This window comes from Nocardia sp. NPDC004568, from assembly GCF_040609955.1.
Classification (GTDB): domain Bacteria; phylum Actinomycetota; class Actinomycetes; order Mycobacteriales; family Mycobacteriaceae; genus Nocardia.
Genome location: NZ_JBEXLL010000002.1, coordinates 30,690 through 50,394 on the forward strand (window position 1 = coordinate 30,690; position 19,705 = coordinate 50,394).

Consider the following 19,705-nt stretch of genomic DNA (forward strand, 5'->3'; position numbering starts at 1 on the left):
TGCCCGGCCTGCCGAACGTGCGGGTGCTGGAGGCGAGGCGATCCGCGACGGCCGCGACCGGTCCACCGGCCGGGGGCAACGTGAGCGTGGGACATGGCGACTCCTAGCGAGCGGCCCCGCGTCATCGAGGGGACCGTATCGGCGAACCGAAATCCGCAGTGATAGTGAATCCAGCACTAGGCTATCAATTCGTCTCGTATACCGGCGCGGATCAACGAGATCCGATCGATGAAACAGGGTGAGAGTTTCCTGTAGTGGCCGGTCTACCGATCCACGACCGCGGCGGTACGGCTCAGGCGGGCGTCACCGACACCGGGACTCCGTTGAACACGGCGTTACCGGAGGGGACGTCCAGCACCGAATTATCGGTCAGCACATTGGCGTTGACACCGGCGTGCTGTCGCGCCACCTGCTGTGAACTGGTCGCGTGCCCCCAGCCGTGCGGCAGACTCACCACTCCCGGCATGATCGAATCGGTCGGCTCCACCGGCACCGTCACCGACCCGGCCGCGGATTTCACCAGTGCCCGCTCACCGAGTCCGAGCCGGGCGATATCGTCGGGATGGATCTGCAGGGTGCAGCGATTCGTCCCGCCCACCAACCTGGGCACATTGTGCATCCAGCTGTTGTTGGACCGCAGGTGCCGGCGGCCGATGAGCACCATGTCCGCCGGTGCGGCCGCGGACCGGGCACGCAGGCGGCCGAGATCGGCCAGGAGCGCCGCCGGTGCCAGCTCCACGACCCCCGAGGCGGTACGCAGAATTTCGGACAGTCGAGGACGCAGCGGACCCAGGTCGAGACCGTGCGGGTTGTCCAGAAGGGTTCGCAGGCTCAGGTTCCCACCGTTCCATTCGCCGTAGGGTCCCAGCCGCAGCATGAGGTCCAGCCGCTGTTCGGTACTGGTCCTGCCCGCGAGTTCGTGCCGTCGCTGGTCGAAACCGGCCTGTCGCAGCGTCGTACCGATGACGAGCTCGTCGAACGCGGCCAGCGGATCGTAGGCCGTGGCCGGGTTGTGCGGTTGCCCGCTCACCGCCGCCGCCAGCCGGACATAGACCTCGGCCTCCGACGGCCGGCCCCCCAGCGGCACCAGCGGCGGCGAGAACCGGGCGTAGTTGCGGACCGCGAACTGCAAGAGGGCGAAGTCGTAGTGCGGAGACTGCACCGGGCGCGGCGGCGGCAGGATCACATCGGCATGCCGGGTGGTCTCGTTGAGATAGCAGTCCAGGCTCACCATGAAGTCCAACCCGGCCAGCGCGCCGTCGAGCCGGGCGCCGCTGGGCGCCGACAGCACCGGATTACCGGCCGCGGTGATCAGGGCCCGCACCTGCCCGTCACCGGGCGTGGTGATCTCGTCGACGAGGGTGGCCACCGGCAGTTCGCCCATCGACTCCGGCAGGTCGCGGACGCGGCTGCGCCAGCGGCCCGGACGGAAGGGTTTGGTGCGCACGATTCCGCGGACCGCCGCCGTCGCGAACATGGCGCCGCCCGGTCTGTCGAGATTGCCGGTGAGCACGTTGATCACGTCCACCAGCCACTGGGTCACCGTGCCGAATTCAGCGGTGCAGGTGCCGATCCGGGCGTACACCACCGCGGTCGGCGCGGCCGCGAGTTCACGCGCGAGCCTGCGTACGGTCGCGGCGGGCACCCCGGTGCGCGCGGCCACGGTCTCCGAATCGAATTCCGCTGCCGCGGCCCGCACTTCGTCCAAACCCGTGACCTCGACCCCGACCTCGGTCAGCCCCTCGGCGAAGAGCGTGTGCACGATTCCGAACAGCAGATACGCGTCGGTGCCCGGCCGCACGAAGAGGTGCTCGTCGGCGCGGGCGGCCGTGCGGGTCCGGCGCGGATCCACCACCACCAGGCGACCACCGCGCGCCCGCAGTGCCTGCAACCGGCCCGGGAAGTCCGGCGCGGTGCACAGCGAACCGTTCGACTCCAGGGGGTTGGCGCCCAGCATCAGCACGTAATCGGTACGGTCCAGGTCCGGAACCGGGACAGCGAGCGGATCCCCGAACATCAGCCCGCAGGCCACCTGCTTGGGCATCTGGTCGGCGGTGCTGGCGGAGAACACGTTCTTCGTGCCCAGTGCCCGAATGAGCGCCGGCGCGTACAGGGTGCCGGCGACGGTATGCGCATTGGGGTTGCCCAGGTACAGCGCTATCGCCTGCGTGCCGTATTCGGCCCGGATCGCCGGAATGCGCGCCGCGACCAGGTCGAATGCCTCCGCCCAGCCCACGGTCCGCCACGAGCCGGTGGCACGGTCCCGGACCATCGGCTCGGTGAGACGATCGGGGTCGCCGTCCAGCTGCCCGAAACCGGCCCCCTTGGGGCAGAGGAATCCTTTGCTGAACGGATCCAGCTTGTCACCGCGCGCACCGGTCACCCGGTCGTGAGTGTCGACGGTCAGCTCCAGGCCGCAGGCCGCCTCGCACAGCGGGCAGGTGCGCAGCAGGTTCCGGACAGCGGTATCGGATGCGGCGGGGTTCGGTGCGGCCATGCCACCATCATCGCCCTTTGAGACACTGGGCAGAAGGTGTATTGAGAGAATTCGATGAGAGCTGTCGCACCGAATTGCCGGCCGCTGCGACCGGGCCCCTGGTGACGGAACGGAAGGAACGCGGCGCGCGGGCCGAGGTCACCAGAGCCCCGGGCCCGCCGCTCCGGAGGCGCCGCCGAGGGTTACGACAACACCTTTCGCTGCCGATTCACGGGCTGCCTCGAGGATCCGCAGGCCCGCCAGCGCGTCGACGGGGTCTACGGGTATCGGCGCACCGTCCAGGACGGCGGCGGCCGTGGCCCGGTAGAACGCGGGGTAATCACCGGGCAGAGTGGGATACCGCGCCGTGTCGTCACCGGCGCCGAGGACGCCGTACTCGGCTTCGCCGACCTCTCCCCACGGTGTCCCGTCGCCCGGCCGCCGTCCGGCACGCAACGCCGACTCCTGCGGGTCCAGTCCGTGCACTTCGTAGCCCGCCCGTTCCCCGAGCACCCGGAACCGGGGGCCCGGTAGTGGGGCCACCGCGCTCGCCCACAGATGGGAGCGCACGCCGCCGGTATGGGTCAGGGCGAGGAGCATGTCGTCGTCGGTACCGACCCCGGCGCGGCGCCGGGCAAGCTCGGAGTAGACGCTCGCGACCGGACCGAACAGAGTGAGCGCCTGATCGACAAGGTGACTGCCCAGGTCGTAGAGGATCCCGGCGGCATCGGCCGGACCGCCCAGCTCGCGCCAACCACCCTTGGACACCGGACGCCAGCGCTCGAACCGTGACTCGAAGCGACGCACCGGGCCCAGCGCGTCCTCGGCCACCAGCCGGCGCACCGTCCGGAAATCGCCGTCCCAGCGTCGGTTCTGGAAAACGGTCAGCATCCGCCCGGCATCCCGGGCACAGCGCAGCAGATCCTCGGCTTCCGCGGCGGTCACCGCGAAGGGTTTGTCGACCACCACCGCCGCCCCCGCCGCGAGCGCCCGCCGGGCCAGATCGGCGTGCACGCGGTTGGGTGCGGCGATCACGACCAGATCGATTCCGGACATCTCCGCGAAAAGACTGTCGGCATCGGGCAGCACCCGCACCCCGGGGTGTTCCCGTCGCGCCTGCTCCGCCCGCTGCGCCGAACCGGTCACCACCGCGGCCAGGCGAAGCCGGGGATCGGCGGCGACGAGCGGTGCGTGGAACACCGCCCCGGCCAGCCCGTACCCGATGATGGCGACTCCGAGGCTGCTCATACCCGCCGACGTTACCCGGCGAACACGGTCACCCCGCAGAGGTGAGGAACGACAACCGCACCTCGCGGTCGGGATTGTCGATATTGAGATCGACCAGCGCGATGGACTGCCAGGTGCCTAGCGCCGGTTCGCCGTCGAGGACCGGAACGGTCGCGTACGGGGCGATGAGCGCGGGCATCACATGAGAGCGGCCGTGGCCGGGCGATCCGTGCGCGTGCCGCCACCGGTCGTCGGCCGGGAGCAGGTCACGCAGGGCGGCCAGCAGATCCTCGTCGCTGTGGGCGCCCAGCTCCATGATCGCGACTCCGGCGGTGGCGTGCGGCACGAAGATGTGCAGGAGCCCGTCGCCGGCGGCGTCCCGCGCGAACGCCCGGCACTGCGGGGTGATGTCGTGGACCACTTCGCTGCGGCCGGTGTGCACCGCGATGACTGTGCTGCGCATATCGGGGCAGCCTACGCGGCGCCGGGCGGGCCGTCCGCCGGGCGCGCGCCACGGATCCGGTACAGCTCGGCCAACCCGGACAGCGCCGGTGAGCATCCGGCGTCCAGCCGCCGGTCGGCGAGTCCGTCGCTGCGGGTGGCGCCGCGATTCACGATCACCACCGTGCCGCCGTTGCGGGCGACCCGGTGCACGAAACGACGGCCAGACAACACCGTCAAACTGGAGCCTGCCACCAGGATCACTTCCGCCGCGTCCACCAGTTCGTAGGCGGCCGCCACCCGTTCGGGCGGCACGCTCTCTCCGAAGTAGACGATGTCGGGCTTCCACATTCCGCCGCACCGCGGGCAATCCACCATGCGGAATCCGCTGGTGTCCTCGACCACGGCGTCGGCGTCGGGGGCCACTTCGAGTCCGGTGACCGTCGCGGTGGCGAAATCGGGATTCGCCTGTTCCAACTGCTCGGCCAGCGCCATGCGGGAAATGCGCGCCCCGCAGCCCAGACAGCGCACCTGCGCATAACTGCCGTGCAGGTCGATCACCCGGCGGCTACCCGCCTTGGTGTGCAGCAGATCGACGTTCTGGGTGATCACGCCGGTGACCGCGCCCCCGCGCTCCAGTTCGGCCAGGGCACGGTGGCCGGCATTGGGGCGGGCGGCGTCCATGTACCGCCAGCCCACGTGATTACGCGCCCAATAGCGCTGCCGGAACACCGGATCGCCGACGAACTGCTGGTAGGTCATCGGTGTTCGCGGTGGCGTGTCGGGCCCCCGGTAATCGGGGATACCGCTGTCGGTGGAGATACCCGCGCCGGTGAGTACCACCGTGGGCCGGTCGCCGATCAGGTCGACGAGATCGTCGAGGGCGGCGGACCAGGAGTCCGGGTGCGGCGCGGTGAGCAGTGCCGTTTCGGGCATACCCCGAGGGTACGTGCCGGTCCGGCCCCGCCCACCCGGGGCCGGAATTCACCGCCTCAGGTCTGGACGCCCGCGAGTTTGCCCGCCTCCGCGTCCAGACCGAGCATGGCCAGCAGATTGCGGCAGTCGGCGGCATCGGTGGCGTGGCCGGCCACGATCCGGGCCGCGACAGCACTGCGGCGGGCGGCCTCGGCGCGTTCGGCACTGCGGATTTCGGCGAATTCGGCCAGATCGGCCTCGGGAAGAGCGTGATCGACGGCGGTGGGACGGCTGGATATGCCAGGCATGGGTCTCCTTCGAGTTGCCCGAAGCCTACGCCCAGGACCGGTGACGCACAGCACAACCGGAAACTCGGAGCACCCCGCGCAGCCCTTCGACCGGCCGCGTATCACCCGCACCGACCAGGCATCACGGCCCCCACGGCGGACCGCGGAACCGGGAACGGTTGGGCGGCACCGGGTGCCGGAAACGACATGCCGGAGGATTGCCCGGGATCGATACCCGGACATCGAGTAGTGTGTCCCACGTCATAGTGCGATCGCGAGAACGGCGGCGCACCGAATCCGTGTCACAGGTGCGCCGATGTCATCAATACGGCCCTTGTTTTTTACGACACAACTCCTCTAAATTCACCTCCTGCACGTTCACCAATTTGGAATGCTCGTGTTCCGCTGTTGCGGGGGCGGGATTCCACGCCAGCGAGGAGGTTCACCGGTGGAGATCGACCACTTCAGCCATGGCTGGCTCACCCCCGTGGTCGCGTACGTCATGTCGTTCACCGGATCGTTGCTCGCACTACGGTGCATGAGCCGCGTGCGCAGCAGCTCACCGTTCGACGGCTGGCTCATCGCGGCGTCGGTCGCCCTCGGCGGCACGGGTATCTGGGTGATGCACTTCATCGCCATGCTGGGTTTCCGGATCGACGGCGCCGCCATCCGATACGACGTACCCGTCACGCTGATCAGCGCGGTGATCGCCATGGTCGTGGTCTGGCTCGGACTGTGCCTGGCCCAGCAGCGACGGCTGGGCCGCCAGAGCCTGCTGGTCGGCGGCGTGGTCACCGGGATCGGCGTGGGCGCGATGCACTACGCCGGCATGTACGCCATGAAGACCGATGTGGAGATCGGTTACGAGTGGTCGACCGTCGCGTTGTCCATGGTGATCGCGGTGATCGCCGCGACCGCCGCGCTCTGGTTCACCCTCAATGTGCGCGGCACCCTGGCCACCGTCGGCGCCGCACTGGTGATGGGCGTGGCCGTGGCGGGTATGCACTACACCGGCATGTACGCCATGCACTTGGGCGAACAACACCATATGACGCCCTCCGGCGCCGGCGCCGCGCAGCTGCTGACCCCGCTGATCGTCGGTGTCAGTCTGCTGACCGTGGGCATGCTGTTCCACCTGGGCCTGACCGAGGTGAGCGGCGGCGCGGCCCTCAGCCGCCGCCCCGCCACCGACAATTACTGGCCCACCCGGGACTGACCGGACTCGGCCACAGTGACACATTTCGGCTGGCCGACCGGAATGCGTCACTGTGACACGACCCGCTCCGAATCCGCCGCCGCACTCCCCGATAGGGTCAGGGGGTGCGGCAGCGGATCATCCTGGACGTGGACACCGGCGTGGACGATTCCCTCGCCCTGCTCTATCTCCTCGCCAGCCCGGACGCCGAGATCATGGGGATCGCCTCCACTGCCGGCAATGTGCCCGCGGCCCAGGTCGCGATCAACAATCTGGCCTGGCTCGAGCTGGCCCGGGCCCCGCAGATCGAGGTGACACTCGGAGCGGCCGAACCGCTCGAGATCCCCCTGCGCACCACCGAGGACACCCACGGTCCGCACGGGGTCGGATACGCCGAACTCCCCGCCCCGACCCGGCGTATCTCCGACCGCAGCGCGGCGCGGATGTGGGTGGACCTGGTACGGCGCCATCCCGGCGAGCTGACCGGGCTGTGCACCGGGCCGCTGACCAATCTCGCCCTCGCGCTCCGCGAGGAACCCGAACTCCCCCGGCTGCTGCGCCGGCTGGTGATCATGGGCGGAGCGTTCTCCCACCCCGGCAACACCACGCCGACCAACGAGTGGAACATCCACGTCGACCCCGAGGCCGCGAAGATCGTCTTCGACGCCTTCTCCGCCGCCCCGCCGGACCGCCGGCCGCTGATCTGCGCCCTCGACATCACCGAGACCATCGAGATGAGGCCGGCGCACCTGGTCCGGCTGGCCGAGCGGGCCGGCAGCTTCCCGGCCGAAACGGTCTCGCCGGCCGATCCGCCCGCGGCGCGTTCGGCGGCGAGCAATCCGATCGTCCGGCACCTCACCGACGCGGTGCGCTTCTACTTCGATTTCCACCACGGATACGACCTCGGCTATCTGGCCCATATGCACGACCCGTTCGCCGCCGCGGTGACTCTGGACCCGGCGCTGGCACGCACCCGGCCCGCCACCGTGGACGTCGAGCTCACGGGCACCCTCACCCGGGGCGCCACCATCGCCGATTGGGCCGGGATGTGGGGGCGACCGCCCAACGCCGATATCGTCGTCGGCACCGACCCCGTGCGGTTCTTCGACCGGATGATCGCCCGCATCGGCGACCATGCCCGCGCCCTGTACCCCCGGGATACGGTCGGCGAACCCGTCACCCGGACGCGATGACGTTTCCGCCGCCCCCTGTCCGACCGCATCGAGAGGGAGGAACGTGAACACCTCCGGAGTGGCCGAGGTCCCGGCCGACGAGGCATACCTGGCGCAGTTCCGGCAGCGGCTCGGATTGCCCGCACTGATCGATGTGCACACCCATTTCATGCCGCACCGGGTACTGCGCAAGGTCTGGGCGTATTTCGACGATGTCGGCCCGCTCACCGGGCGGCCCTGGCCGATCACCTATCGCGCCGACGAATCGGTCCGGCTGAACACCCTGCGCCGCTTCGGGATCGGCGCGTTCACCGCACTCGTGTATCCGCACCGGCCGGACATGGCGGCGTGGCTCAACGAGTGGACCGCGGAATTCGCCGCCGACGTCCCGGAGTGCCTGCACACCGCCACGTTCTATCCCGAAGCGGGCGCGGCCGGATACGTGGCGGCCGCGGTCGAGCAGGGCGCCCAGGTCTTCAAGGCCCATATCCAGGTGGGCGCCTACGATCCCCGCGACCCCCTGCTGAATCCCGTCTGGGGCCTGCTCGAGGACGCCGGTGTCCCCACCGTGATCCACTGCGGTTCCGGTCCGGCGCCCGGCGCGTTCACCGGTCCCGGACCGGTCGCCGACGTCCTGCGGCGATTTCCCCGCCTGCCCTTGATCGTGGCGCATATGGGTATGCCGGAGTACCGGGATTTCCTGGACCTGGCGGACCGGTATTCCGGGGTGTACCTGGACACCACCATGGCGTTCACCGATTTCGCCGAGGATGATGTCCCGTTCCCGGCGGGCGACCGGCACCGTCTGCTCGACCACGGCGACCGGATCATGTTCGGCAGCGATTTCCCGAACATCCCGTACCCGTACCGGCACGCGGTTCAGGCACTGGAGCGGCTCGACCTGGGCGAGGACTGGTTGCGCCGCGTCTGTTACCGCACCGCCGCGGAGCGGTTCGGCCTCGACTGACGGCGAGCACGCGGCGGGCCGCTCACCAGGCGGCCCGTGACCGCGCACCCGCCGGCGATCGAGTTGCCGTCCGGTGTCACGGTGCGGATTCCCCCGCGGCCCCGGCCGAGGCGACCCGTTCGTCCGGCGTCGCGGCCCCCGCCCAGCGGGCCAGCGCGGCCCGGCATTCGGCGATCTGTCCGGGCCCGGGCACGGAATCGGTGGCCCAGGCCACGCGGCCATCGGGGCGCACCAGCAGGGCCGCCGCCGTGGTTCCCTCGGTCTGCGCGCATACCACCCCGACCCGGTCCGGCACACCGGTGAGCGCGGCCGACCACGCTCGGTCGGCACCGAGATCCAGCAGTAACGGCCGATACTCCCGGAGCAGCTCGGCCAGCCGCACTGTCGAGTCCCCGAGGCGTAGCGTGAGGTCCGGAGCGCTGTAGCCGACGAGCGGATGCGGGTCCGCGATACCCATGTCGTAGCGCACATCCGTCCCGGCGATCACCGCGGCCACCCGCGCGACCGCGGACTCGTCGGTCAGCAGCTCCCCGAACACCGTACGCAGGGCGGTCGTATCCCCGCCCGGTGCGAGCAGCGCCGATTGGGCCCGGGCGGCCAGTTCCGTCCGGGTGGCCGCCTGCCGCCGTTCCCGGTCGTAGCTGTCGAGCAGACCGGGCGGCGCCCAGCCCTGGACCTCGGCGGCCAGTTTCCAGCCGAGTTCCACCGCGTCCGTGAGTCCCACATTCAGTCCCGGGCCGCCACCGCCGGTGTACACGTGCGCCGCGTCACCGGCCAGCAGGACCGGTCCGTCGCGGAACCGTTCGGCCACCCGGGTGTGCCCGCCGCGCAGCCGGCGCAGCAGATGTGGGCCCGGCCCCACGGGCTCGTCGAGTGGGATCTCGGCACCGAGGACCCGGGTGATACTGCCCCGCATCTCCGCCAGCGTCATCGGTTCTTCCGTCGGGGGCTCGTCCCATTCGACCGTGGACAGCATCGGCGGACGGCCGGCGAAGGGGGCGTAGGTGAAACCACCGTGCTCGGTACGCAGCGACAGGAACGGCCGGACCGGGCCGAAGCCGGGCACCCGCAGCGCACCGGAGACCGGGTCCACCCAGTCGGCGGGGATCGAGGCGTGGACCGTGCGCGCGGTTGTGCGGTCATAGCCGATACCGGGGAAGCCGATGCCCCGCTGTTTGCGGACAATGCTGTGCGCGCCATCGGCGCCGACCAGGTAGCGGCCACGCACAGACGCCGCACCGTCCGGACCCGAGATCTCCACCGCGACCTCGTCGTCGTCGCCGGCGACAGCCTCGACGGTGATGCCACGGCGGACCTCGATACCGAGTTCCGCGGCGTATTCGCCCAGCACGGCGACCAGTTCGCGCTGCGGGATCGGCAGGGTGTAGATCGGCCCGTCGTCGAGCAGACTCAGATCGAGGGCCAGCCCGCCGAACATGAAATACCGGTCGTTGGGCCGGGGTGGACCGGAGGTGCCGCTGAGCCGCTCGTACAGTCCGCGCCGGTCCATCAGCGGCACCACCTGGCCCACCAGGCCGTTGGCCCGGGGTTCGGTCTCGGCCTCGGCGTGGCGTTCCAGGACGAGCGGCCGGACCCCGGCCCGGCCGAGTTCGCAGGCCACCAGCAGCCCGACCGGGCCGGCCCCGGCGATGATCACGTCGTAGCCCATCTCAGCTCCCGGCATTCGGTACGGGCAGCCCGACGGCCACCTGGGTCAGCGCCGCCCGCAAGGTGGCGGCGAGGGATTCGGGGGGCCGGGTGGTCCGGGAATGCTCGGTGGCCACCGCGCAGGCCGAACCCACCACCGCGGCCACCAGTTTGGGATACATATCCCGGTCGGGATCCGCACCGACCCGTCCGGCGACGGCCGCGGCCAGCTCGCGCTGCGCGAGCGCGTCGGCCTCCAGGACCGCTCCGCGTACCGCCGGCTGCGACAGGATCTCCCCCACACCCTCGGCCCAGCGGGTATCGCCCGACCAGGCCTCCTGCGTATCGCCCTCGCCCACCCCGAACCCGTGCAGGACCGCCGTGGTGATCGCGGTCCAGAGCGGTTCCGCCGACGGGCGGGCCCCCAGCAGCCGGCCGATCTCGTACATCCGGTCCAGGTGCCGTGAGGCCACGGCTTCGGCCTTGCTCCCGAAATAGTTGCGGAAGGTGCGATCGGAGACACCGACCGCGGCCGCGATCTCCTCGACGGTGACCGCGTCCCAGCCCTTCTCGATCGACAGCCGGATGGTGGCGAGACTCAGCGCGAGTCGCGTCTCCCGTTTCTTGCGTGCCCGGAGCCCGGGTTCGGCATCGTCCATGCCACCCAGGGTACATATAATTTCCGAAATGGAAAGATTTCCATAGCGGAAACTTTTAGCTGTCGAAGGCGTCCAGCAGTTTCTCCGCGGCCAGCGCCGCGGTCAGGGTCCCGTCTCGGACGTCGCGCTCCACTGCGCCTCGCAGCGCCTTCACCTTCGGATTGTCGGCCAGCCGGCGGAGCAATTGGTCGTGCACCATGGTCCAGGTCCAGTCGACCTGCTGACGACGGCGCTTCTCGGCGAACTCGCCCGCGTCGGTCAGCACCCGGCGGTGTTCCAGCACGGTCCGCCAGAACTCCTCCAGCCCGACCCCCTCCAGACCGCTCATGGTCAGCACCGGCGGCCGCCACAGCGCATCGTGCGGATGGATCAGCCGCAGCGCCCCGGACAGTTCCCGGGCCGCCGACTTCGCCTCGATCTCGTGCTTACCATCGGCCTTGTTCACCGCGACCAGATCGGCCAGCTCCAGCACACCCTTCTTGATGCCCTGCAACTGATCGCCGGTACGCGCGAGGGTGAGGAAGCAGAAGACATCGACCATATTCGCCACGGTCACCTCGGACTGCCCGACCCCGACGGTCTCGACGAGGATGACGTCGTACCCCGCCGCCTCGAGCAGCACGATCGTCTCGCGGGTCGCCTTCGCCACCCCGCCGAGCGTGCCCGCGGTCGGGGACGGGCGGATGAAGGCGTTCTCCTCCACCGACAGCCGCGCCATCCGGGTCTTGTCACCGAGGATCGACCCGCCGGTGCGTGTGGACGACGGGTCCACCGCCAGCACGGCGACCCGGTGCCCCTGCCCGATCAGCTGCATACCGAGGGAGTCGATGAAGGTCGACTTCCCCACTCCGGGCACCCCGGTGATTCCGACCCGGTTCGACAGTGCCGCACCGGCTTCCGGGGTCAGTCGCAGCAGGAGCTGCTGGGCCTGGTCCCGATGGTCGGACCTGGTGGACTCCACCAGGGTGATCGCCCGCGCGAGGGCGGCCCGCTCACCGGAGCGGACCGCCTGCGCGAGTGCTTCCACGTCGACGACACGTGCGCTCATCCCTGGGCTTCGACCCCGGATCCACTGTCGCCGGAACCGAGTTCGTGCCCGAGCGCGGCACCGAGCTTGCGCAGCAGGTCGATCGCCGCGTCGGCGATGACGGTGCCCGGCGGGAAGATCGCCGCCGCCCCCGCCTCGTACAGCTCGTCGAAGTCACCGGGCGGGATGACCCCGCCGACGATGACCATGATGTCGGGCCGGCCGACATCGGCCAGTGCCTGCCGCAGGGCGGGCACCAGCGTGAGGTGGCCGGCGGCCAGCGAGGACACACCGACGACGTGCACGTCGTTGTCCGCCGCCTGGCGGGCCACCTCTTCGGGGGTCTGGAACAGCGGGCCCACATCGACGTCGAACCCGAGATCGGCGAAGGCCGTGGCGATCACCTTCTGGCCGCGGTCGTGCCCGTCCTGGCCCATCTTCGCGACCAGGATGCGCGGACGCCGGCCTTCGGCCTCGGCGAACTCGTCCACCAGGTCCCCGGCGGTGGTGATGTTGGTGACCTTGCCGGCTTCGTCGCGATACACACCGGACAGCGTACGGATCTCCGCCTGGTGCCGGCCGTAGACCTTCTCCAGCGCGTCGGAGATCTCGCCGACGGTGGCCTTCGCGCGCGCGGCGTCGATGGCCAGGGCCAGCAGATTGTTCTCCATCCCGCCCTGGGACGAGGCGGCGGCCCGGCTGAGCTCACCCAGCGCCCGGTCCACCGCGTCCTGATCACGGCCGGCCCGCAACTGCCGCAGCTTCTCGATCTGCTCGGCGCGCACCCGGGAGTTCTCGACCTTGAGGACCTCGACCTCGTGGTCCTCGGCGACCTGGTATTTGTTGACGCCGATCACCGGCTGCTGACCGGTGTCGATCCGGGCCTGGGTCCGGGCCGCGGCCTCCTCGATACGCAGCTTGGGAATGCCCTGGCCGATGGCCTGGGCCATCCCGCCGTGCGCCTCCACCTCGGCGATATGCGCCCGCGCCCGTTCCGCGAGCTGATGGGTCAGCCATTCGACGTAGTAGGAACCGCCCCACGGGTCGATCGGCCGCGTGGTGTTGGACTCCTGCTGGATCAGCAGCTGGGTGTTGCGCGCGATCCGGGCCGAGAAATCGGTCGGCAGCGCGAGCGCCTCGTCGAGCGCGTTGGTGTGCAGCGACTGGGTGTGCCCCTGGGTCGCGGCCATGGCCTCGATGCAGGTGCGGGCCACATTGTTGTAGGCGTCCTGCGCGGTCAGCGACCAGCCCGAGGTCTGCGAATGGGTGCGCAGCGACAGCGATTTCGGGTTCTTCGGATCGAACTTCGCGACCAGTTCGCTCCACAGCAACCGGCCCGCCCGGAGTTTGGCCACCTCCATGAAGAAGTTCATGCCGATGGCCCAGAAGAACGACAGCCGCGGCGCGAACTCATCGATCTCCATGCCCGCGTCGATCCCGGCCCGCAGATACTCCACGCCGTCGGCGAGGGTGTAGGCGAGTTCCAGATCGGCAGTCGCCCCGGCTTCCTGGATGTGGTAGCCGGAGATCGAGATGGAGTTGAACTTCGGCATCTTCGCGCTGGTGTAGGCGAAGATATCGGAGATGATCCGCATCGAGGGCTTGGGCGGATAGATGTAGGTGTTGCGGACCATGAACTCTTTCAGAATATCGTTCTGAATGGTTCCGGCCAGCTGTTCGGGCGCCACGCCCTGCTCTTCGGCGGCCACGACGTACAGCGCCAGAATCGGCAGCACCGCGCCGTTCATGGTCATCGATACACTGACCTGATCCAGCGGGATCTGGTCGAAGAGCTGGCGCATGTCCAGGATGGAATCGATGGCCACGCCGGCCATCCCGACGTCGCCCTGCACCCGCGGATGGTCGGAGTCGTAACCGCGGTGGGTGGCCAGGTCGAAGGCCACCGACAGACCCTTCTGGCCGGCCTGCAGGTTGCGGCGGTAGAAGGCATTGGAATCGGCGGCCGTGGAGAAGCCCGCGTACTGGCGAATGGTCCACGGCTGGTTCACGTACATCGTCGGGTACGGCCCGCGCACGAAGGGCGCGACGCCGGGCACGCTGTCGAGCGGGAAACCGGCTTCGGCCACGGCATCACGATCGGCCTTGGTGAACACCGGTGGGACATCGATACCCTCCGGGGTCGACCACACCAGCTGCTCGGGAGCGTAGTTGTTCGCCGCGGCCGCCTCCCGCACGAAGGAGTCACGGGCGCTGCGGTCGGCCTTGTCGGGCGTGAAACCCGGCTCGGTGAGCGGTACGTCGGCGAAACTGCCGACCTCCTGCTCGATTCGCTGTGTCGTCATCAGGCTCCCACCTTCTCCAGCAGGGCGGTCAGGGCGGCGACCGCGTCGATCCGGGCCGCCAGGAACCCGTCCGGACGCCGGGCCTCCTCGATACCGGCCACGACCTTCTCCGGGCCGGCCAGCAGGACGGTTCCGACTCCGGCGCCGCGCAGTTGTTCCACCGCACCGGCCGCATCGGTGCCGTAGCGCGCGTCGGTACCGCAGAGCACCGCGATCGACGCTCCGGATTCCTTCGCCGCCGCGGCGATATCGCTCTCGGTGAGCGGGCCGGGGTTGATGGATTCGATACCGCCGGACGCCAGCAGGTTGGCGATGAAGGTGACCCGCACATTGTGCTCGGCCACCGTGCCCAACGGCACCAGCAACGCCTGCGGACGACGGCCGTGTGTCGCGAGGTAGGCATCGGAGCGATCCCGCAGCGCGTCGAAAGCGGCGCCGTACCGCCGGCCGGGGCCGGCCGTACGAGCGGCCTCCGACAAGGGCGCCTCGGCGAGATTGGGGAATTCGTTCACCCCGGTCACGGCGGTCCGGCGATGGGCTATATCGCTTTCCCGGCGGGTGTGTGTCTCGGCGATCCGGGTGGCCACCAGACCCGAATCCAGCGCGGCGCGGTAGCCCCCGGCGGATTCCAGCTCCTGCATGAACTCCCATGCGGTGGTGGCCAGTTCGTCGGTGTAACGCTCGACGTACCAGGAACCCGCGCCGGGGTCCTGGACGTGTCCGAGATGGGACTCCTCGAGCAGCAGCAGCTGGGTGTTGCGGGCCATCCGTTCGGAGAACGACGCGGAGACCCCGAGTTCACCGGCGGGCAGCGCGGAATCGAACGGCAGCACGGTGACGGTATCGGCGCCGCCCACCCCGGCGCCGAACGCGGCGAGGGTGGTACGGAGCAGGTTCACCCAGGGGTCACGCCGGCTCATCATGGCCGCCGAGGTCACCCCGTGCTGCGGGGCCGCGCCCTCCGACGGCGCGCCCAGCGCGTGGGCGACCCGCGCCCACAGGCGCCGCGCGGCCCGGAACTTGGCGATGGTGGCGAACTGGTCGTCGGTGGCGGCGAACCGGAACTCCAACTGCCGCAGCGCTTCCGGGATCGGCATCTCCCCGGCCAGCACGCGCAGGTATTCGAGTCCGGCGGCGACGGCCGCACCCAGTTCCTGGGCGTCGGAGCCGCCGGCATCGTGGAAGACGGTGCCGTCCACGGTGATCGCCCGGACGGTTTCGGACCGCTGCCCGGCGGCGACGGCCAAGGCCGTGGTCTCGGCGACGCCGATATCCTCGATTCCGGCGAACGCGCTGGTGAGGGGTGCCGCCCCCAGGGAGACCCGGATAGCGGCACGGTCGGGCGCCGAGTACCGATCGAGCACCTCGTAGACCGCTGTGGCTGCCGCCGCGGTCTCGGTCCCAGCGCGCAGGGCCAGCGGCGCCAGCTCGAAGAGCAGACCGTCGAGCGCGGCGGCGAGATCGGCCACCGGCACCCCGTGCGCACCGACCCCGAGTTCCACGGCGCTCAGGCCGCTTTCCAGCCCGCCGGTGATCTCCCGGTGGGCGGACGCGGCATCGGCGGCACCGATCCGGGCACTGACGAACCAGCCGCGGTGGACATCGCGGCTGGCGTCGCCGCCGCGGACGAACGGATAGGCGCCGGGCAGCGGCTGCTCGGGCAGTTCGTCTCGGCGCGTGTACAGCGGCGCGATACTCAGCCCGTCGTAGGTGGACTGGTTCAGTAGCTTTTCGGGTTCCGCACCGAGTTCGGCCGCGTCGACCTTGCGGGTCTTGGCCAGCACTCCCGCCACACCCTTGCGCCAGGCGGGATATTCGGGCACCGCGGACGAGGACGGATCAGCTCCGGCCGCGGGCTCTGCAGCAATCGGCATACCCTGTTCCCTCATTGTCGTTCCAGTACAAGCGCACCACAGGTGTGCGCGGGTACCTTGGCATCCGCCCAGCTCAGCGAATACTTTGGTTAACGAGCATTCAGCCCGCTCCTCCGATGCTAGCGGGATGCCCGTACGGCATCGTCCGTGGCTACCACTACCAGCGAGTAACCTCGCGGCGAAGAACCTCGTCGCGCCTGTTCACCGGCACCCGGGGCACGGCCGCCCCCACCGGAGCCCCCGGCGGGCGGGCGGCACAGCGGCGTGCCGATTTCGATCGTGGTGTGCGCGGCGCCGTACCGCGAAATCGACCTTCTGCGCCGAGGTGCGCCTCGGACACTTTCCACCCGCCGACCTCACGTCGCGGACGGTCCGGCCGCCGCCCGAGAAGCGCGACGGCCCGGCCCGATCGCACCCGCACCGCTCGGCGAGCCCCCACCGGCCGACCGGTAGCCTCGGCCGGTGTCCCGAATCCTCCGCGACCGACGGTTGGTCCTGCTGCTGTGCTGCGCCGCGCTCGTCTGCGCGGCGGCACTGCTGACCCCGTTGCCGAGCCCCGCGCAGATCCAGCAGTGGGCCGGGGAAGCCGGCCCTTATTTCCCGGTGCTGTTTTTCGTGGCGCATACGCTGATCACCATCGCCCCGGTCCCGCGCACCGTGTTCACGGTGGCCTCGGGTCTGCTGTTCGGTCCCGTGGTCGGGCTCGCGGTGGCTGTGAGCGCCACCGTGCTCAGCGCCGCCGCGGCCTTCCTGCTGACCCGCGCCTACGGTCGCGAGCGGGTGGGTGTGTATCTGGACCATCCCACCGTGCGGCTCGTGGACGAGCGCCTGCACCGCCGGGGCTGGCTCGCCGTGGGCGCGCTCCGGCTCCTCGCCTTCGCACCGTTCTCGGTGGTCAACTATTCCTGCGCTCTGTCGTCGATCCGTTTCTGGCCGTATCTGGGCGCGACGGTCATCGGGATCCTGCCCGGTACGGCCGCCACCGTCATTCTGGCCGACGCGCTGACCGGAGGCACCCATCCGGTGATGGTGGCGGTCTCGATCGCCTGTATCGCCGCCGGACTGCTGGGTCTGGTGATCGATCAGCGATGGAAACCGGCGGTGGCGGATCCGGTAACCGTTTTCGACCGGCCGTCGGAAGCCACACCGCGCCCATAACCCCTCGACCGGCGGCGATGAGCGACACCACGCCCAAAATCGTTGCTGACCGATAGCTGATGGCGTCCTGGGTACCATTCTCGTGACCTGGGATCCCCCGCAGTCAGTTCGTTACCGCACCAGCGCGGGATCGCCGCCGGACAACTGAGGGGTCCTGCGCATGCGGATTGTCGCTCGGATGTTGTGCACCTGCTCGGCGACGCTGGCGGTGGTGGTACTCACGGCCGGTCTCGGAACTCCACAACCGGCGGATACGGCGGCACCGCGACCCTCCGGCCAGGATGGATCGACCGAATTCTCCGGCCGCGACCTGGGTCTCGGCGAGCAGATCGTCCTGCGCGGCGACGACGACCAGGTGGACCTCACGATCCCGGTGCCCCCGGGAACGGCTCCCGCACAGCTCGCCGCGACCGTCGATCTCCCGAACGATATGGCCCGGGGAACGATCGACGTCGAGTCGGGGAACCGATTCATCGGTCGTGCCGAGCTACCCGCCGGGCCCGCCACCGGGGTACCGGTCACAGTGCCGCTGGACGACGCCGAGATCGAACAGCAGGCCGCCGCGATCACTCTGCACGTGAACTTGTACCCGGATGTGGGCCGCTGCCCGGACGACTGGTTCGAGCACGAAGCGGTCCTGCGTGAGGTACGCGTCGGCTACTCGGGCACACCGCAGACGCCCACGGTGATCTCGGATTTCCTGCCGCCCGTCCTCCAGGAGCTGCGGATCCACGTGCCGGACCGGCCCTCGGAGGCCGAATCGAACGCCGCGTTGTCGCTGGCCACGGCGATCGTGGCCTTCTACGGCAGCCAACCGGTCCGGGTGACATTGCGCAGACTGTCCGGCGACGCCACGATCGCCGAACCGGATACCGATTTCACTCGCTCGGTAGCCATCCGGTCCGGTGGTGACGCCGCCACCACGCTCACTCCGGCCGCCGGGCCGCCCACCCTGCTCGTCACCGGCGTGGGCGACGCGCTGCTGGATCAGGTCCGGCTGATCACCAGCCGGGTGGCGGAGTTCGCGGTGGCCGGGCGGGCGGTGGCGGGGTCCCTGGATCAGCCGCCGGTCCTCGCGCCCGACACCACCACACTCGGCCAGCTCGGCGCCGGGACACTCAGTGCGAGCTCACATGCACAGGTCAGCGTCCGGTTCACCGTCGATCAGACCCACCTCGGCAGGCCCTCCGGCGGTATCAGGGTGAAACTGCAGGGCCACTACACGCCCCTGCCGCCGAGCCAGGCCGGGCTGCTGACCGTCACCGCGGGCGACCGCGAACTGACGAACTGGGCCGCCGACCCCACCGGGCAGATCGACCGCTGGATCGATATTCCCGACGAGGTTCTGCAGCGCGATACCACGGTGAACGTCACCCTCCGCAGCACCGGCGACACCGGCCGCTGCGGCACCGATCAGCCGCTGGGCCTGACGATCCTGCCGGGCAGTGAGATCACCGGCGAACCCACCGCGGGTGGGCCACCACGGGGCTTCCAAGCCCTGCCCCAGGCTTTCCTCCCGGCCTTCGATGTCACCGCGACCACCGGCGACTTCGCCGACCTGGCGCGGGCGATCACCGTGACGACCGGATTGCAGTCGCTGACCTCGGTCCGGCTCGACCCGCGCTGGACACCGGTGGCGAAGGCGGTCGGCAGCACACGGCCCACCGTGTTGATCGCGGCCGGAGGCGAACTCCCCGCCGGCATCGCCCCACCGCTGAACAAAACCGACGAGACCCGTATCGCCCTGACCGACGCGACCGGGACCACCACCCATCTGCAGCTCGACCCGGAACTACGCTTCGCCTCGCTGCAGAGTTACTACACCGACGGCCGGCAGTTGCTGGTCGCCACCAGCAATGCCGGTCCGGACGAACTGAACCGCACCCTGGACTGGCTGAGCGCCCGGCCCGGCGGCTGGTCCGCACTGTCCGGGGACGTCCTGTTCGCCGCCGCCGGCCGGGAGCCCGTCGATTACTCGCTGCCCACCACCGAATCGCCGGTCACCACGGCGGGCCCGGTCTCGACGACACTGCGGAAAGTGCTCGTCGCGGCCGCTGTGCTGGTGGTCGTCGGACTGATCGTGGCACTGTGGTTCGCGGTGCGCGCCCGTCGCCCGGCGAACCGGCACCGCCCGTGATGCTGTACGGCGTCGCGGACCGGACGACCCGGACCGCCGTGCGCTGGGTCCTGTTGGCCGTGCTCACGGCGGTGGCGTTCCGGCGCACCCTCGTCGATCTCTGGATCGGCGCGGGCGAGGGCACCTCGATCGGCTATGTTCTCCTGCTCCCGGTCCTGGCCGCGGCACTGATGCTGGGGGTGCGGCGCCGCGGCAAACCGGTACTGCCGATCCACGATCG

At 70.0% G+C, this 19,705-nt stretch carries 15 protein-coding genes; 5 read left to right on the forward strand and 10 right to left on the reverse strand.

What is annotated here, in order from left to right:
• Positions 1 to 292: 292 nt before the first annotated feature.
• From ABZV91_RS01140 to ABZV91_RS01160, 5 genes are all read right to left on the reverse strand, one after another.
• Positions 293 to 2,497 (reverse strand): molybdopterin oxidoreductase family protein, encoded by a 2,205-nt coding sequence (locus tag ABZV91_RS01140; protein WP_355233667.1) that lies wholly within the window; start codon positions 2,495 to 2,497, stop codon positions 293 to 295.
• A 138-nt stretch (positions 2,498 to 2,635) separates the two neighbouring features.
• The gene (locus tag ABZV91_RS01145; RefSeq protein ID WP_355233669.1) at positions 2,636 to 3,724 is read right to left on the reverse strand and encodes a Gfo/Idh/MocA family oxidoreductase; all 1,089 of its coding nucleotides are present in this window, start codon (positions 3,722 to 3,724) and stop codon (positions 2,636 to 2,638) included.
• Between the two features lie 28 nt (positions 3,725 to 3,752).
• Positions 3,753 to 4,166: a secondary thiamine-phosphate synthase enzyme YjbQ gene (locus ABZV91_RS01150; RefSeq protein ID WP_355233671.1), complete on the reverse strand. Its 414-nt coding sequence runs from the start codon at positions 4,164 to 4,166 to the stop codon at positions 3,753 to 3,755.
• Positions 4,167 to 4,177: 11 nt separating this feature from the next.
• Positions 4,178 to 5,080, reverse strand: coding sequence for a Sir2 family NAD-dependent protein deacetylase (locus tag ABZV91_RS01155; protein ID WP_355233673.1), 903 nt, complete (start codon positions 5,078 to 5,080; stop codon positions 4,178 to 4,180).
• Positions 5,081 to 5,136: 56 nt separating this feature from the next.
• Complete coding sequence (locus ABZV91_RS01160; RefSeq protein WP_355233675.1) at positions 5,137 to 5,367, reverse strand: hypothetical protein; 231 nt, start codon at positions 5,365 to 5,367, stop codon at positions 5,137 to 5,139.
• A 427-nt stretch (positions 5,368 to 5,794) separates the two neighbouring features.
• Between ABZV91_RS01160 and ABZV91_RS01165 the strand changes: the two genes are divergently transcribed.
• The 3 genes from ABZV91_RS01165 to ABZV91_RS01175 all read left to right on the forward strand — a co-directional run bounded on the left by ABZV91_RS01165 (position 5,795) and on the right by ABZV91_RS01175 (position 8,680).
• The gene (locus tag ABZV91_RS01165) at positions 5,795 to 6,562 is read left to right on the forward strand and encodes an MHYT domain-containing protein (RefSeq protein ID WP_355233677.1); all 768 of its coding nucleotides are present in this window, start codon (positions 5,795 to 5,797) and stop codon (positions 6,560 to 6,562) included.
• 104 nt (positions 6,563 to 6,666) lie between these two features.
• Complete coding sequence (locus ABZV91_RS01170) at positions 6,667 to 7,734, forward strand: nucleoside hydrolase (protein WP_355233679.1); 1,068 nt, start codon at positions 6,667 to 6,669, stop codon at positions 7,732 to 7,734.
• A gap of 43 nt (positions 7,735 to 7,777) precedes the next feature.
• On the forward strand, positions 7,778 to 8,680 hold the full coding sequence (locus ABZV91_RS01175) for an amidohydrolase family protein (RefSeq protein ID WP_355233681.1): 903 nt from the start codon (positions 7,778 to 7,780) through the stop codon (positions 8,678 to 8,680).
• 76 nt (positions 8,681 to 8,756) lie between these two features.
• Here the strand turns inward: ABZV91_RS01175 and ABZV91_RS01180 are convergent, their stop codons facing one another.
• The 5 genes from ABZV91_RS01180 to ABZV91_RS01200 are packed head-to-tail and all read right to left on the reverse strand — an operon-like array spanning position 8,757 to position 16,190.
• Positions 8,757 to 10,349 carry an FAD-dependent monooxygenase gene (locus tag ABZV91_RS01180; protein ID WP_355233683.1) on the reverse strand — a complete coding sequence of 531 codons (1,593 nt, stop codon included), beginning with the start codon at positions 10,347 to 10,349 and terminating at the stop codon, positions 8,757 to 8,759.
• Position 10,350: 1 nt separating this feature from the next.
• A complete protein-coding gene (locus ABZV91_RS01185; protein WP_355233685.1) occupies positions 10,351 to 10,986 on the reverse strand; it encodes a TetR/AcrR family transcriptional regulator in 636 nt (211 codons plus the stop codon).
• A 55-nt stretch (positions 10,987 to 11,041) separates the two neighbouring features.
• Entirely contained in the window at positions 11,042 to 12,034 is a 993-nt protein-coding gene (gene meaB, locus ABZV91_RS01190) for a methylmalonyl Co-A mutase-associated GTPase MeaB (RefSeq protein WP_355233687.1), read from the reverse strand.
• Positions 12,031 to 14,316 carry a methylmalonyl-CoA mutase gene (gene scpA, locus ABZV91_RS01195; protein WP_355233689.1) on the reverse strand — a complete coding sequence of 762 codons (2,286 nt, stop codon included), beginning with the start codon at positions 14,314 to 14,316 and terminating at the stop codon, positions 12,031 to 12,033. The genes meaB and scpA overlap by 4 nt, the downstream gene beginning before the upstream one ends.
• Complete coding sequence (locus ABZV91_RS01200; protein WP_355233691.1) at positions 14,316 to 16,190, reverse strand: methylmalonyl-CoA mutase family protein; 1,875 nt, start codon at positions 16,188 to 16,190, stop codon at positions 14,316 to 14,318. Before ABZV91_RS01200 ends, scpA begins: the two co-directional genes overlap by 1 nt.
• Before the next feature lie 462 nt (positions 16,191 to 16,652).
• Between ABZV91_RS01200 and ABZV91_RS01205 the strand changes: the two genes are divergently transcribed.
• Complete coding sequence (locus ABZV91_RS01205; RefSeq protein WP_355233693.1) at positions 16,653 to 17,348, forward strand: TVP38/TMEM64 family protein; 696 nt, start codon at positions 16,653 to 16,655, stop codon at positions 17,346 to 17,348.
• A 160-nt stretch (positions 17,349 to 17,508) separates the two neighbouring features.
• Positions 17,509 to 19,485 carry a hypothetical protein gene (locus ABZV91_RS01210; protein WP_355233695.1) on the forward strand — a complete coding sequence of 659 codons (1,977 nt, stop codon included), beginning with the start codon at positions 17,509 to 17,511 and terminating at the stop codon, positions 19,483 to 19,485.
• The last annotated feature ends 220 nt before the right edge of the window (positions 19,486 to 19,705 follow it).